Source organism: Anatilimnocola aquadivae (assembly GCF_049819085.1).
Classification (GTDB): domain Bacteria; phylum Planctomycetota; class Planctomycetia; order Pirellulales; family Pirellulaceae; genus Anatilimnocola.
In genome coordinates this window covers 5,560,130-5,575,305 of sequence record NZ_CP187419.1, presented here as the reverse complement: position 1 = coordinate 5,575,305, position 15,176 = coordinate 5,560,130, and the positions used below count along the sequence as shown (strand labels likewise).

Here is a 15,176-nt window from a genome sequence, read left to right as displayed (position 1 = left end):
CCGACGATTTGTAAATGGTGGAGGGGCCGTAGTGGACATTGTATCGAGGCTGAACTCGCGAAAACGCGGGTGATGTTGATTCCGGCACTGCTCTCACGCCGCTTGCTTCTCTACTCCATGCTTCTCCAGCATCTTTTGCATAGTCGTCAGTGACTTCATACATCGCCTGACCTGAGCAGCAATCTTGTCTGGCACTCGGTACTTGATTCCGTCAGGTGGGCAAATCGCACACTCACGCACCTTGAGGAGCGTGTCAAAAACAGTTTCTAGCCGACCCTTCTCCAGGCGGATCCGCTCCTTCGCCTCGTGCAGTGTTTTCGGCGGCCGGGCCCTCTTCATTCCTTTGCACTTGCGGCCGAACCGCTTAGTTCGCTCCTGGGTGATCTTACGAGTCGATAACTTTCGCTCGATCATTTCTGCAGCAAATTCTAGGCGTTCGGACTTTGGGGCTCGCATGAGCTGGATGAGCAGATCACGACTTGGCTGAAGGCCAACTTCTTTGCACTTGTCTAGAATCCACTCGACGATTTTGGAGCTGAGTTCCGAGCCGATCTGCTTCGCAGTGTAAGCAAAAGCTGGGGAGACCTCCGATTCTTCGACAATCTTCGCGATCAGCTTGCAGTAGCTAACTGGTCTCTTTTTGCGACCTTTGCGTTTTGCCTTGGGCTGAGTCTTTGCGAACTCCTTTGCTTGGCGAACAACGTCGCGGCAGAAGGCCACGTACTCGTGGACAAGGTCGCAGTTTTCTTCGAACTGCTGGGCGAACTCTTTGCTGGGGAACTTGGTTACGTTGATAGGCATCGCTGCCTCCTTTGCGTTGAAATCTTGAGCGGGCAGAGCTGACGAAAATCAGCTCGAAGAGTTCAAGATAGCGCGGGGCAGGCAGCGGCGCAAGATCAGTTACAGACCGCGTGGACGCCGGCATCATGCGACTGAAATGTCCGGGTGGCAACTTGCCCGTGATTTGCCCGTAAATCGAAAATCGGACGCCTTTCGGCACTCCAAGGCATCTAGCGGCCGGCAAATGAACGAATGCGAGGAATACGTCGGTTACTCCACCGCAAAATCGAGCGTATGTACTTCGCCGGCAACCACTTGAAAAATATTCGGAAGCAGTGATAATCGGTGCTCGGCTTTGACTTAGGGGAGCCGAGTGATCCACGCCAGAGTGGTGGAATGGCAGACACGCTGGATTCAAAATCCTGTGCTCGCAAGGGCGTGCCGGTTCAAGTCCGGCCTCTGGTACTTCTTAGCCGTCAACAGTTTCAAAGCTGTTGACGGCTTCTTTTTTGGGCTTCGCAAAGTACCAAGTGCTCCGCAAGTTCTACGAATCCGTGACTTCCTTCACTGCGATCATTCTCCGATCCAGCAGCGGAAGGCGCTGTCGTCGACGTTGCGGCCGCTGATGATGACGACGAGGTCGCCGTCGCCGGACAGGTCGACTTGTTCGCTGAGGAGCGCGGCCACGGTGATGGCGCCGGAGGGTTCGGTTCGCAAGCCGTGTTGTTGGTAGAGCCAGCGCATAGCCTGCTGCGTCGAGGCATCAGGAATGGCCACCGATTGCTGAACGAATTTCTCCAAGATGGGCCAGTTGTGCTCGCCCACGTCGTAAGACAGCAGACCATCACAAATACTGGTGGGCTTGGGCAAGCGCACGCGCGAGCCGGCGGCCAGTGACTGGCGAAAATCATCTGCGCCAGCGGGTTCGACACCAATGATGTGTGCCTGGGGAAAGCCATCGGCAATCGCAAGTGCCTGGCCGGCCATTAGTCCGCCGCCACTTACGCCACAGAAGAAGTGGGAGACACCGCGACCTTCAAGCTGCAGATCTTTTACGATTTCGAGCGCTCCCACACCGTTGCCGGCGATCACGAACGGGTCGTCGTAGGGCGAAGCTTGAATCGCCTGTTGCTGCTCGGCGATTTCGCGCGTGATCCGATCGCGTTCACCCGTTTCGTGATCGCGGGCGATGTCGTACGTGCGAACCTCTGCGCCGAATGAGCGGGTTCGCTCAAACTTGATACGGGGAGCCGTTTCGGGCATCACCACGATCACCCGCTTTTGATAGCGCATGCCGGCGAACGCAATACCCGACGCAAAGTTGCCCGACGAATGGGCTGCGACGGGTCGATCGCCGATCCGCTCGAGTGAGTTCGCCATCCAGTTGAGAGCACCAAGCAGTTTGAAGGAGCCGGCGGGAGTCCAGCCGTAGTCTTTCAGCCAAACACGGCGCGTGGGAGGGAGCTGAAGCGCTTGTTCGAGCGCATAGGACCGAATCAAAGGTGCTGGCGACACATGTTCGCGGATGATGTGCTCGGCCGCGCGAACATCGGCAATGGTGGGAATCCGAATCGACATGCAGGGTTCCTGGGGCGGGGCGTCTAGCGGCGATGTTGCAGAATCTTGTCGAGAAAGCGATAAGCTTCTTCGCGGACCTCGGGCGGGAAGTCGTGGCCGCATTCCGGATAGCGAACCTGCAACCGGTCCGCTGCTCCGAACAGGTCGTAGACCTCGCGTACGACGGGCATCGCCTTTTTAACACCGGCAACATCAAAGTTGCTATCGCCTACCGGTGAGCAGGAAAAGAAACCACGCGGCGCGAGCGCGGAGATCAGTTCGTAGTAGTCGAACGGCAGGCGATTGGCATCGAGATTGTACACGCTTCGAATTCGCGGCGCGTAACGCTCGCCTGCCCAGCCAGCGAGTTTGCCACCGTAGTAATCGTGCATCGGCGTCCAGCCACAACTGGTGACAACTGCCTGCACGCGCGGATCGAATATGCCGAGAAAGATCGAGTTGTGGCCGCCGAGCGAGTGGCCAATCGCGGCAATTCGGTGGTGATCGACGTGGTCATGCGCGACGAGCAGATCGACGCACCGCATGTGATTCCAGATGCCCTTCATCGAACCCGAGAGGTAACGATCTTTTTCGAAGTCGTACTTGTACTCGCCTAGCGTCGGATAGTCGGGCGCGATCACTATGTAACCGCGCTCGACCAGTTCCAATCCGTACTGCAGATTCTTCGAACCACCAAGCCCAGCTACTTCGTCCTTGCCGAGTTTGCCATTCGTTTGATGGATGGCAACGATCCCGGGAACCCGTTGCTTCAATCCTTTGGGAACCAGCAACCAGGCAAGAAGCGAGTCTCCTTCTTCAACTTCCAGTTTAAGTTTCTCGCGAACATGCGTGGCGGTCTCCGTGCGACTCCCTTCCACCGCTGCAAACTTGACAGGGCCGAGCTTGGATCGATCGGGAAGCGGTCCGAAGGCCGCTTCGAGACCGACGATGATATCTCGTCGGCGATGCTCCCAATCGGCAGTCGATTTGACGGGCTGTTCATGTCCCTGGTCATCGACAAAAGTCATCACGCGCTGATGATTCTTGGCCCGCGGTTCAGGTGGTTCCGCGGCCATGAGCTGGATACTACCCAGCAGTGTCTCGGCAACCAGTGAAGCAAGCACGGCAAACGGCAAGCAGGAGTTTTTCATGAGCGAATGCGGTGGGGCAGGAAATGGCTCGCAACCCAACCATCACCGCAACAGGCTGGTGAGATTGGTGTAATCGTCGGTCCACATCGGGACGGTGCGCGAGCGGCGGAGGTATTCGGGCAGGTGCTGCAGATCGTCCTTAGTTTGGTTGAGAAACGCTTCGTCCTTGGTGATGAGCATGTAGTAGTTGCGATAGAGCAAGCGATCGGTATCGCCCTGCTGATAGATGCGGCGATGGCCATAGCCAAAGTGATCGGCCAATTTTTGTACGACTGGGTAAAGGTCGAGGTGGGTGTTGGTGATGTGTACCACGAGCAAACCATCGGGCTTGAGATGTTGAAAGTAGACCTCGAATGCTTCGCGGGTGAGCAAGTGGGTGGGGATGGAGTCGCCGGAAAACGCGTCCATTACTAGCACATCAAATTTCTGACTGCCGCCGTCCCGCAATTCCTGTTCGAGTTGCAGGCGGGCATCTCCCAGAACGAGTTCTGGTTTGGCTTCGCAATCGCCGAGGTAATGAAACCAGCGCGTGTCCTGAGCAATATCGATCACCGCGGGGTTGATCTCGTACAAACGGACGGAATCGCTCGCGCGGGCATACGTCGCAATGGTGCCTACGCCGAGACCCACCACGCCGATGCGGCAGTTAGGAGACTTTGCCTGCGCGTACTTCAGGGCCACTTCGCAGCCCGAGCCTTCGCCGTAGTAGGTGAGGGGCGTTTTGCGGCGGGCGGGATCGGCCAGTTGCTTGCCATGCTGAACGGTGCCACTGAAGAACGTGTAGTTTTCGTCCTTGTCGCCGATGGCCCGGTGCATGACTTCGACAATGCCGTAGAAATTGCGCGAGATGTGTACGGTCTGATTCGGAGAATCGTGCTGCGGCAACTGATTGCGGACCAGACCGCCAATCGACATCAGCCCGAGCAAGGCGGCAGTACCGTTCAGGGCCCAGCGAACACCGGCGGACGAGATCGTTTGTGTGGCAAAATAGACGAGCGTCGCGGCGGTGATTGCCGAAAGTGTGAGCCCAATGGGAAACTCAAAGAAGGTGTCGAACAGGTAGGGCGCTGCCAAATTGATGAGCAAGCCGCCGAGCGCGCCGCCAAAGGACATGGTCAGATAGAAGGTCGTCAGATGTTGTGGCGCGGGTTGCGACCTCGCGAGTTCGCCGTGGCACATGGTCGCAATGCCAAACAGCGCCAGGAAGTAGCAGGCCGCTTGCAGCCACCACAGATCAACGAGCGAAATCTCATTGTCTCCCGTTCTCCCCAGCAGGCTATTGAGAACCAGATCGATCTGCCCCGCACAAAACTCGTAGTGCGTGACGAGCACAATCAGCAAGAGCACACCCAGGCCGAACAGGCGGCGCGAGTACCAGCGAGGATGATCAAAGGCGATGATGAACGAGAGCAAGTAGAGCGACAGGGGTACGACCCACAGCAGCGGAACCGAAGCGACGTTTTGGCAGACTTCGTTGGTGAACGCCAGAAACATCACCGAAGCCAGCGCCGGTAGCGCCAGCCAGGTGGCGACCGACCAAGGATTGAGCGGGGCGATTTGCGCACGATCGAGCTTGCGCAAGTGAGGAAAGTTGTTCGCCAGCGCCAATCGTCCCGCCTGCCACGCGCGAACGGCACAGTAGCCGCAGAAGACAATAAAGATCAAATAGCCGATGGACCAGATGTAGGTCTGAGTATGAACGCCCCAAAACACCTCGAAAAAGAACGGATAAGTGAGCAGTGCCAGGAGCGAGCCCAGATTCGACAGTGCAAACAGACGATAGGGCGAGGTGTGAGGCAGTGTGTCGTGAAACCACTTCTGCAGCAGCGGTCCCGTCGATGATAGGACGAAGTAGGGAATGCCCACCGTCACACCAAGCAGCAGCAGAACCTGGCCTAGCGGGTTTTCGCCAGCCAGACCTTGCGGGCGAAGCGACTCCGGCGGCAACAACTTTCCCCAGCCAACATTGACGGCGGCTATCGCCAGCAAACTGAGATGGATCGCCAATCGCTGGTGAATGCTGCACCAGCTGCTTAACAAATGGGCATAGAGATAGCCGCCGAAGAGCACCAACTGAAAGAACAGCATGGCTGCCGTCCACACAGCCGGGCTGCCGCCGAACCAAGGGAGGATGAATTTGCTGAGAAGTGGCTGAACCTGAAACAGCAAAAAAGCACTGAGGAAAATCGTCGCCGCAAAGCTGGCCACGATCGCTCCGGTAGGCTGCGCTTGGCGATCGAGCGGGGCGGAGGCAGCGGGCGCCAGCGCGTTTTTCGGCTCTGCGGTAGCGTCGCTCATGGTTTCGATTTCGCCCCTAGGTCGGTAATCTACGATTCAGTAGTACGCACCCTCCGGCCAATCGGATCGGCAGATTTCTCAGCCAGCCGGGCGCGCGGCCTCAATGCGGGCAAACCGCGCGCCGGAGACTTCGATTGTTCGCGTTACTGCGCCTGACACCGATATTCGTTGCGACCGACTAACGGGGTTCGATCGGTACGTCGCAAAAAGTGAGCGCGGCGAGGCCATTCGGCCCCTTCAGTAGATTCTGCTGACTCCAGTTCTTGCTGTCTAGGTAAGTCACGGTCTTGGCGTTCGACTTGGCATTCAACTTCAGCGTGAGCCGATTTCCGTTAACCGAACCCGAGACCACCTGCTTCGCGTCACCGTCCAAATAAAACTGACTGGCCAAATTGTCGGTCCAGACGACAGGCTGATCGAACTCCAACGTGAGTTCTTTCTGATCGTCGGCAGTGAAGTACGCGCGGCGCAAATTGGCCGGCGTGATTGACTCCGCAAATTTCCGCTTGTACAGATGCTGCTCGATCAGCGGGCTGATGAGTGCGGCAAATTGTGCGTACCCTTCAGGCGGAAAGTGACAACCACCGGGCGGTTGAATTCCCAGCGTCGACATCACGTGCAAGTTCGAATACAGGTTGGGCAAGGTCCGCTGAACTTCACGCAGCCTATTGTCCGAGCCGTTGATTCCCATCGCGCAGGCCTTGGGCCAGATCTGAAACACGTAGTACTGCTCGATGTTCGGATAGTCTTCTTTCCACGCAGCCGACATGTCGACGAAGTATTGCCGATAGGTCTCCCAGCCAAAACCGCCCGTCGGTCCATCGGCTCCTTGATCGTTCTCGCCCTGATGCCAGAGCACCGCGCGAATGCCATGCGTCAACTTCGCTCGCTGCACGCGCCACAGCAGTCGGCCATAAATGGTTTTGACATCGGTCGGGTCAGCTGGATTGCGCTGATGCGTGTCGATGCGCGTACCGCCGACGGCGCCATTGAGGATGCAAATCGGAATCTGCTCTTTCTCGACGAGTTGCCTGGCGAGTTCCATCCCCCAATAGCCGATCTGGTGCTTGCCGCCGCGACGATCGCGGGCCACGGCATTGCCCCAAGTCTCCAGCCGGGCGTTGTTGGGATCGCCCGACGGACTCCCAAAGCTGCGAATCCAATCGCTGGTGAACGTGGGATCATCTTTGCCGATATCGGTCGCTTCGGCATTCGATTGGCCGTCAATCAGCAGGGCATCGCCACAAACCAGATTGCTCGCGACATGCAGTATCTTTTCTTGATTGCCGCTGAGCGAACCAAACTCGGTGCGATACTTCACCAGCCCGGCCTTCAGCTTGACGGCCAGTGAGTACTTTTTGTCGGCGGTCAACTTGCTGGTTTGCTCGGCAAACAATTTGTCGTCGGCAAACACGCGCAGATACACAGACTCTGCTTCTTCAGGGAGTGTGCCGACATAAACCAGTTGTCCATAGCGAGCACCGTTCGGTTCGCGGCCATCGCGGGCAAAAAACTGATTATCGACCGGCTGTTCGTTCTCGCCGATCGGTCGGACGACAAATTCGTCCTTGCTCGCTGGCTCGGTCACCTGAATCGTCGCGTGCTGGACGATCTGCTCGCCGCCGTTATCGACGGCGACCGAAACGCGCAGCGGACCACTTCCCTGGGCTCGTTTCAAAATCAGTTTGCCGGGAACCGCTTGCTGGATGACAGCAATTCCGTCCACGTTCCACGCGTAGTTCAGTTCGGCCGCCTTATGCTTCTTGAGGGCTACGGCATTCTCGACTTGCGGAATGATTTCCAGCGTTTGTCGTCCATCCCAAGTGGCGGGCGCAACGAGCTTGAAGATGGCCTCGGGAATTTCGTCGGCAATCGAAATCGCAATCTCCTGGGTCTTCACTCCCGTGGGATAAACGGCTCGAACTTGCAACGTCTCAGCTTGGTTGCCCACCACTCGGCGTGCCTGGTACGGAAGTCTCAGTTGATTGGTCGCTAAGATCTGTTCTTGCTCACCACGCTTTAACACCCAAGAAACCTGCTGGGCACCACCTGCTCTTACCGTGAAGTTTGTCGTCTGACCTTCGGCCAGACGCACTTCCTTCGCCGTAACAGCAAATTCATCTCCAGGCTGAACCAGCAGGCCGACGAGCGTTTGGTTCGGCTTCTGGTTTTCGTATTGCAGGCGAATCCAATCGGCCGAGCGAGCCACTTGCGAAATGCGCACCTCGTCGAGATCGCCGACAAAGTCGTAGTTGTGATACCAGCCACCGAGCCACAGTCGGGCGGGGCTCTTGATATTCAGCAGTGGCTTGGCGGCGCCATCGAGTTTGCCGTTGATGTAAAGGCGGCCATCTTCGCGGTTGTAGGTGTGCACCACATGCACCCATTCGTTGAGCGGCAACCGGCTCTCGCTTTTCACATCTGAAAAATCACTATCGATTTTGATGTGCGGCGGGCTGCGAAACTGCATACGAATCTTGCTGCCGCGGCCGCCACCCTCGTTGCCCCAGCCTATCAAGGTGGTGTTCGGTCGCTCGCTGCGGAACCAGGCTTCGGTGCTATGCGAACTGGCTCCCGTGGGAAGATTCTCAAGCTTGTCGCCGCTGAAGATTCCTTTGCCACCGGGGAAATGGCGAGCGAGACCAATCATGCCGGGAATCGCCGTCGTGCCGTTGTCGGTGCTCGGCAGCGAACCCACCGAATCACTGACGCGCTGCCCCATGTGCCACACGCTGAAGTAGCCATTCGACGTATGAAAGACCGCGAGCCCGCTTGATTCACTTTTGGCGTTTTCATGGCCCCAGTGCAGTTTCAGTTCCTGGCGAGCGTTGCCGGCGATCTTCGGCACCCGCACCCAAACGGCCGCGACACCCGCAGCAGTATCCCAGTGCTCGATCTGATAGGTCAGCGGTTCGCCGGCCGGCGTGGAAAAACGCAGATCTTCGCCGGCGGGATTGGCTTGCGAGAAATCGAACCAATCTTTGTGCAGTCGAACCAGGACCGGAAAGCCTTCGACACTGACACCAGCCGGTAGATCGGCCCCGTCGGGCGTGGTGAGCAGCCAGAGCGAACCGGAATGCTTCCATTCCTGGTACGGCGATTCAGCGGCAATCAACTCGCCCGGCAGCAGGCCAGCGATCACCACGAGGGCAAAGAGACACACGGAGAGATGTCGCACGAGTGACACTTTCAAATCTTGGCAGGAGAGGCAAAGTGGTCGACATCCTAACACGGCTGGAAACACGACGCCTCTCGCTTTTCAAATGGTTCGCAGCGGCCCGCTGCGACCTGGGAATGGCAGTTTCGCGTCGCCTCGAAGGTCTAGGATCACATCCGGCGGATGTGACCTACTTTGGAAAAATGCTAGCGGGGCGTGACCTAACTAGTCACGAGTGGTTGATAGGTTGGCGAAGGTGTGTTGTGAGATTGCACAGCGTATTTTCGCGAAGGGGATCGACCATGCAGGTGTCGTTGCCGCCGTGTTGGCGAGATTTTGAAGCGTATCGACTGGTGAAGGTGTCGCAGTTCAGTACGCGCGTCGCAGCGCGCAAGCTGAAGATTTCGCAGACGCGGATCCGTCAAATCATCGAGCGCGTGGCCGCTTATCTGGTGGAAATGTCGCCGGGGGTGAAGGACGTCGTGCGGCGCGAGCAGCAGTTGTACGTCGCCGAGCAGATGGCGGCGGAGCGGCTGAATTTCTTGTGCTCGCAGGCGGAAAACGCGTGGCGTATGTCGCAGGGTCCGATGAAGACCGTTCGCAAGTCGGCTAACTTCACCGGGGCGAATTCGGTGACGACGATTCGGACGGGCTACGGCGACCCGCGCTATCTGATGGTCGCGTGCAAGTTGGCCGAGCACGCCGCGATGCTGCCGCAGCCTTCGCTGCTCAGTTCGCTCGCGGCAGCGGCGCTCGCAGCGGAGGAAGCTGAAGGTTTGGGCGAAGATGAAGATGGTCCGGCGAAGCAGCGGGCAACGAGTCAGGGGTCGGGAGTCTATGGCGAAGAGAGACTTTCGAAGATGGATGATCGTCGCTCGCCAAAGACTCCTGACCCCGCGCGGGCTGAGCGACGCAGCAGCCCCCTGAATAGGGACTGTTCAGAGCTGTTCGCGAAAGAGGCTGCCGAGATGCGAAACGAGAAGTTTCGCGATCCCGTAAGTGCAATGGCAGCCTTTGATTCGGCGACGCGGCCCGTGATGAAGCTGTACGAAGAAGAGGCCGCGCGGCGGACTGTTCACGGCGAGTTGGACTGCGAACTGACGGTGTCGGTGGAGCACCGGGAAGAACGTGCGGGAGCAGGTGAGGAGTCCAACGAGCCGGGGTCAGGGGTCGATGGATCACCTGCGAAAGAGGGTCCCGGGGTGCGGCGACCGCTGAATCGGAAGGAAAGGAAGGCGAGACAGGCGATGTTGGAGAAGAAGATGAGGAAGGCGAAGTAGAAAGTAGGGCGGTAAGGAGCGGAACTGCGCGCTGTTCGGGCTAGGGAGCTGCGCAATCAGCAGGTAGGGGAAGAGGCAGGGAACAGGACCGGCTAAAGCCGGAACTCCAACGGGGAAGTAGGCCGGCAGGATGTCGGCTCAAGCAACAGCTAGTGCAAAAGCCAATGAACCCCCGCCGCAGGGGCGGGGGCGTGGTGAGTGTCATGCGCAGTGGCGGGGTGAGTGTCATGCGCCGCCGCAGGGTCGTGGTGAGTGTCGTGCGCGGAGGCAGCGCGGGGTACCATGCTGGCCTATTCGGGCTGGCCTACTCGGGACTCGCCAATTTCGCTAAAATCGCAGGCTTTCTTTCCGCAGAAAACCTCTCAGGTCGTGCCATGAAAGCCGTTGCTGTATATCCGGGCAAAAAAGATAGCGTTCACATGGAAGAGATCGCCAAACCGGCGGTAACTGACATTCCCAACGAGATGGGCGTGCTGGTACGAGTGCTGAAGGTGGGTGTGGATGCGACCGACCGCGAAATCAACGAAGCCCTCTACGGCCAGGCCCCTCCGGGCGACAAGCACATGGTGATCGGCCACGAGTCGTTCGGCATTGTGGAAGCGGTGGGCAAGAAGGTGCGTCGCGTGCAAGTGGGTGACTATGTCACAGCCACGGTGCGTCGTCCAGGTAAGTCGATCTACGACATGATCGGCACCTACGACATGACGAGCGAAGAAACGTACTACGAGCGCGGCATCAACCTGCTGCATGGGTACCTGACCGAGTACTTTGTCGATCACGAAGATTACATCGTGAAGGTGCCCAAGGGCTTGAAGCACTTGCACGTGCTGATGGAGCCCATGAGCTGTGCCGCGAAGGCTGTGCAACAAGCGTATGAAGTGCAACGCCGGATGCGCGTCTGGAGCCCGAAGACCGCGTTTGTATTTGGGGTCGGTCAAATCGGTCTCCTCTCAGCACTCATTCTCAAGCTGCGCGGACTCGAAGTTTATTCACTGGCTCGTTCAAAGGCTGGCACGCTGAACAGCAAGATCGTGCAAGGACTCGGCGCGAACTATGTCAGCACTGCCGAAACGAGCATCGACGAACTGGTCAAGACTGTCGGCCGGCCAGACCTCATCATCGACGCCACGGGCAGCAGCCAGATGGCCTTCGACGGCATGCGCTGCTTGGGTCTGAACGGCGTCTTGATCTGGACGAGCATCACGGGTGCCGATCGCAAAATCGAAGTCCCTTCGGACAAGATCAACATCGAATGGGTGCTCGGCAACAAGTTGCTGCTGGGTAGCGTGAATGCCAACCGCGAGCATTTTGAGTCGGGTATTCGCGACTTGGCGCTGGGCGAGATGATGTACCCCGGTGTGGTACAACAGATCCTCACCAATCCGGTCGAAGGACTCGAACGCTACGAAGAAATGATGAAGCTGTTGACCAACGAAAAGGCCGCATTGAAGGTCTATATGAACGTGGCCGACGAGTAGAGTTGGAAGTAGGTCATTCTCGGCAGGAGCCGCGCCCTTCCGAATCGGATTCCACCTATGAAGACCAAGCTCCGTGTGGCTGCTGTGCAGATGAGTTCTTCGCTGGATAAGGCGAAGAACCTGGCCGAGGCAGAACGGCTCGTGCGGCAAGCCGCCAAGGACGGGGCCGAGCTGATTGTGCTGCCCGAACTGTTCAATCTGTACGGCGATTTGAGCCGCGCTGCAGCCGAAGCCGAGTTGCTGGCCAGCTACACCGTGCAACTGCTGACCCAGTTGGCGACCGAGCTGCAAATCTATCTGGTGGGGGGCAGTTTTGCCGAAGCGGGGCCTGAAGGTGGCAGGGCTTATAACACGAGCCTGACGATCGATCCGGCGGGGAATACCGTCGCCTTCTATCGCAAGATGCACCTGTTTAACGTCGATCTGGGCGAGGCGCTACGCGTTTGTGAGTCGGACAACCTGGCACCGGGTACCGAGGTTGTGTGCGCGAAGACCAAGATCGGTCAGCTGGGAATTGGCATCTGTTACGACCTGCGATTTCCGGAGCTCTTTCGCGAGCAAGCGCGGCGGGGGATGGAAATCCTCTGTGTGCCGTCGGCCTTTACGCTGCGGACGGGCCGCGATCACTGGGAACTGCTGGTGCGGGCGCGAGCCGTTGAGAACCAGTGCTATGTGATTGCCGCGAATCAGGTGGGCGAACACGCGCCGAATAGCTGGAGCTATGGACACTCGCTGATTGTCGATCCGTGGGGTCGTGTACTGACGCAGGCTGGTGGCGATAATGCGGAAGTGATCTACGCCGATTTGACGAACGAAGTGCTGCTGGATGTGCGTCGTAAATTACCAGCACTCAAGAATCGACTTCTGTGATGAGTATTCATGACTCATTGTTATAACTGAATATTATTAGTTGCTTTCATTGCATGTTAATGCACTAAATGTACCTAGCAAATGCGACGTAGATGACTAAGGAGCTGCGTTCGACGGTTGGCGAAAAAACATACGGCGCTGTCAAGTTCTGTCGCCCGACAAGTGCTAGCAAGCGGCGAAAAAATAATGCGGCGATCCTTGCTTGACAATCGCTCATGACTCCGCACAATGTCGCAAGTCGGATCGATTGCCGGAACAATACGCTCGACAAGATGGTGAAGAGGCGTCTACGCCTGAGTTGCTGGTGCTCGCGGAATCCTCCTTGCTCATAGGCCTGATCAGCTGCTGAGTCTTATCGGTTGATATCTGATTGTTGCGAGTATTCCTTCACTGTCGGTCACGTATCTGTTCGGCCAGCTCGCTGGTGAGATGTCGCTTGTGCATGTGCCCTAACCATTGGGCAAGGAATTGCACGGTCGGCAGGATCGCTCGCAAATGTGGTTAAGCACAGCGCTGCAGAATTCGACACGGCAAATACAAAGCTACGGGGGCCGGCGACTGAATGTGGAACGACAGTCGGCGACCTGGTCGTGGAACGGAGGCCCCCCCTTGGTTTTTGTTACGCAAGTTTTCTCCTGGCTGCGAAGTCCGTTAAGCTAAGCCCATGGCGAACTGCTTAATTGGATTGGGCTCGAACCTGGGCGATCGGAGTCAGTTGCTGCAGGCAGCGATTGACCAGCTGGCTCAATTGCCAACGACGCAGCTTGTTCGCGCTAGTTCGCTGCGAGGTACTCTCGCGGCCGGTGGGCCCGCATCGCAGGGCGAATACCTGAACGCGGCGGCGGTAATCGAAACGTCTCTTTCTCCCCAGCAGTTGCTGGTGGAACTACAACGGATTGAAGCTTCGCTCGGGCGTGAACGGATTGAACGATGGGGACCGAGAACGGTCGACCTCGATCTGCTGCTTTACAATCAGCTGGAGCTAAACTCGCCCGAGCTCACGCTGCCTCATCCACGGATGGCGTTCCGGCGGTTTGTGCTCGAGCCTGCGGTCGAGATTGCCCCAAAGATGGTTTATCCCATCAATGGCTGGAACCTGTTCGCGCTGCTCGCCAACTTGCGACAAGAACAGCGACACATTGCCTTCGCGCCGGCAAAGACCGATTTGTGTGATGACGAATCGGGTACCATTTTGCTGCGGGCGGTGGCAGAACATCGGCTGGTGACTGCCAGGTTCCGCGAAGATGCCATGAGTGAGGAAGACGACTCGCCACAACGTATCCAGGAAGGGAGCATTGCGGGCGCGTGGATCTGCAGCGACATCTGGCTGGCGCAAGATTGCGCCGAATGGGCGGCTACGTTCAATATTGCGGAGCAGGAAGCTCGGTTTTATGAACTGCCGGATGCGATGACCGAACTGGGCATTCCCACGCTTGTTGTCGTGTGGCAGCCCGCAGCGACCGAAGCGTTGGAGGCACTGGATCAGGCGCGGCGCGAGCCTGGCTGTGGTCCCGTGCTGTGGATTCCGGGGGTGCCGCTGTCGCGGGCGGTGGAAGAGGTCTACGCTGCGATGACGGCAATGGGATAAAATGAAGGTTAGTTCTTCCCTGAGCCGGAAGCGTCAGCGCCCGGAGAGTATTGCTCCTTCAAGATCGCGGAACTCTCCGGGCGCTGACGCTTCCGGCTCACGAAATACCGGCAACTCACAAAAAGGACTTCCCTTGGCAGGCGGAACCGTTGGGCAACCACAGGTCATCGAAACAGCGGCAGCGATGCGGGCAGAAGTTCGCCGCTGGCAACAAGCGGGCGAGCGCGTCGGCGTGGTGCCGACCATGGGCGCGCTGCACGAGGGACACTTGAGCCTGGTGCATCTGGCGAAAAAGTCGTGTAGCAAAGTGGTGACCACGATCTTCGTGAATCCCACGCAGTTTGGTCCGAACGAAGACTTCGCGCGATATCCACGGACCTTGCCCGAAGACCTGCGGTTGCTGGCAACTGCCGGCTGCGATTATTGCTTTGTCCCCAGCAAAGAGGAAATGTATCCGACGGGTTTTTCGACCTATGTCGAGGCTCCTGCGGTCGGCACTCGCTGGGAAGGTGAATGTAGGCCTGGACACTTTCGGGGCGTGACGACGGTGGTCCTGAAGCTGCTGAATATGATCCCCGCTGATGTCGCCTGCTTTGGTCAAAAGGACTATCAGCAGGCAGCGGTGATCCGCGCGATGGCCCGCGACTTGAACTTATTCAGCGAGATAGAAATCGGACCGACCATTCGCGAAGCCGATGGTCTGGCGATGAGTTCGCGCAATCGCTACTTGTCCGCCAGTGAGCGCCAGAGGGCTCTCTCGATTTCGCAAGGCCTGCGACAGGCTCAGGAAATGGTCCGCAGCGGCGAACGACGAGCAGCGACGATTGCCGGGATGCTGGGCGAGACGTTGCAGCCTCAAGTAGATTCGATCGACTACGTGGCAATTGCCGATGGCGACACGCTTGAGCCCGTCGAACAAATTTCTGCGAACACCGTGGTGCTGATTGCCGTCCGAATTGGCAAGACGCGCTTGATCGACAATTGTCTTGTGTCGCAATCGCAACTTCCATAATGCAA

The 15,176-nt window shown here is 57.8% G+C and carries 10 protein-coding genes and 1 tRNA gene; 6 read left to right on the top strand and 5 right to left on the bottom strand.

Going from position 1 to position 15,176, the window contains the following annotated elements:
• Positions 1-93: 93 nt before the first annotated feature.
• Positions 94-801, bottom strand: coding sequence for a hypothetical protein (locus tag NA78x_RS21940; protein WP_425614521.1), 708 nt, complete (start codon positions 799-801; stop codon positions 94-96).
• Positions 802-1,162: 361 nt separating this feature from the next.
• Between NA78x_RS21940 and NA78x_RS21935 the strand changes: the two genes are divergently transcribed.
• A tRNA-Leu gene (locus tag NA78x_RS21935) sits at positions 1,163-1,245 on the top strand.
• Between the two features lie 108 nt (positions 1,246-1,353).
• Here NA78x_RS21935 and NA78x_RS21930 read toward each other — a convergent pair.
• The 4 genes from NA78x_RS21930 to NA78x_RS21915 all read right to left on the bottom strand — a co-directional run bounded on the left by NA78x_RS21930 (position 1,354) and on the right by NA78x_RS21915 (position 8,964).
• A complete protein-coding gene (locus NA78x_RS21930) occupies positions 1,354-2,358 on the bottom strand; it encodes a threonine ammonia-lyase (RefSeq protein ID WP_425614520.1) in 1,005 nt (334 codons plus the stop codon).
• Between the two features lie 23 nt (positions 2,359-2,381).
• A complete protein-coding gene (locus tag NA78x_RS21925) occupies positions 2,382-3,488 on the bottom strand; it encodes an alpha/beta hydrolase family protein (protein WP_425614519.1) in 1,107 nt (368 codons plus the stop codon).
• 42 nt (positions 3,489-3,530) lie between these two features.
• Positions 3,531-5,786 carry a spermidine synthase gene (locus NA78x_RS21920; protein ID WP_425614518.1) on the bottom strand — a complete coding sequence of 752 codons (2,256 nt, stop codon included), beginning with the start codon at positions 5,784-5,786 and terminating at the stop codon, positions 3,531-3,533.
• Between the two features lie 178 nt (positions 5,787-5,964).
• Entirely contained in the window at positions 5,965-8,964 is a 3,000-nt protein-coding gene (locus tag NA78x_RS21915; RefSeq protein ID WP_425614517.1) for a DUF2341 domain-containing protein, read from the bottom strand.
• A gap of 281 nt (positions 8,965-9,245) precedes the next feature.
• Here NA78x_RS21915 and NA78x_RS21910 point away from each other — a divergent pair, with 281 nt between their 5' ends.
• The 5 genes from NA78x_RS21910 (at position 9,246) to panC (ending at position 15,171) form a co-directional block, all read left to right on the top strand.
• Entirely contained in the window at positions 9,246-10,223 is a 978-nt protein-coding gene (locus NA78x_RS21910; protein ID WP_425614516.1) for a hypothetical protein, read from the top strand.
• A 374-nt stretch (positions 10,224-10,597) separates the two neighbouring features.
• On the top strand, positions 10,598-11,701 hold the full coding sequence (locus NA78x_RS21905) for a glucose 1-dehydrogenase (protein ID WP_425614515.1): 1,104 nt from the start codon (positions 10,598-10,600) through the stop codon (positions 11,699-11,701).
• Positions 11,702-11,758: 57 nt separating this feature from the next.
• Positions 11,759-12,571 (top strand): carbon-nitrogen hydrolase family protein, encoded by an 813-nt coding sequence (locus NA78x_RS21900; RefSeq protein ID WP_425614514.1) that lies wholly within the window; start codon positions 11,759-11,761, stop codon positions 12,569-12,571.
• A 664-nt stretch (positions 12,572-13,235) separates the two neighbouring features.
• Positions 13,236-14,159 (top strand): 2-amino-4-hydroxy-6-hydroxymethyldihydropteridine diphosphokinase, encoded by a 924-nt coding sequence (gene folK, locus NA78x_RS21895; RefSeq protein WP_425614513.1) that lies wholly within the window; start codon positions 13,236-13,238, stop codon positions 14,157-14,159.
• 133 nt (positions 14,160-14,292) lie between these two features.
• Complete coding sequence (panC, locus tag NA78x_RS21890) at positions 14,293-15,171, top strand: pantoate--beta-alanine ligase (RefSeq protein ID WP_425614512.1); 879 nt, start codon at positions 14,293-14,295, stop codon at positions 15,169-15,171.
• The last annotated feature ends 5 nt before the right edge of the window (positions 15,172-15,176 follow it).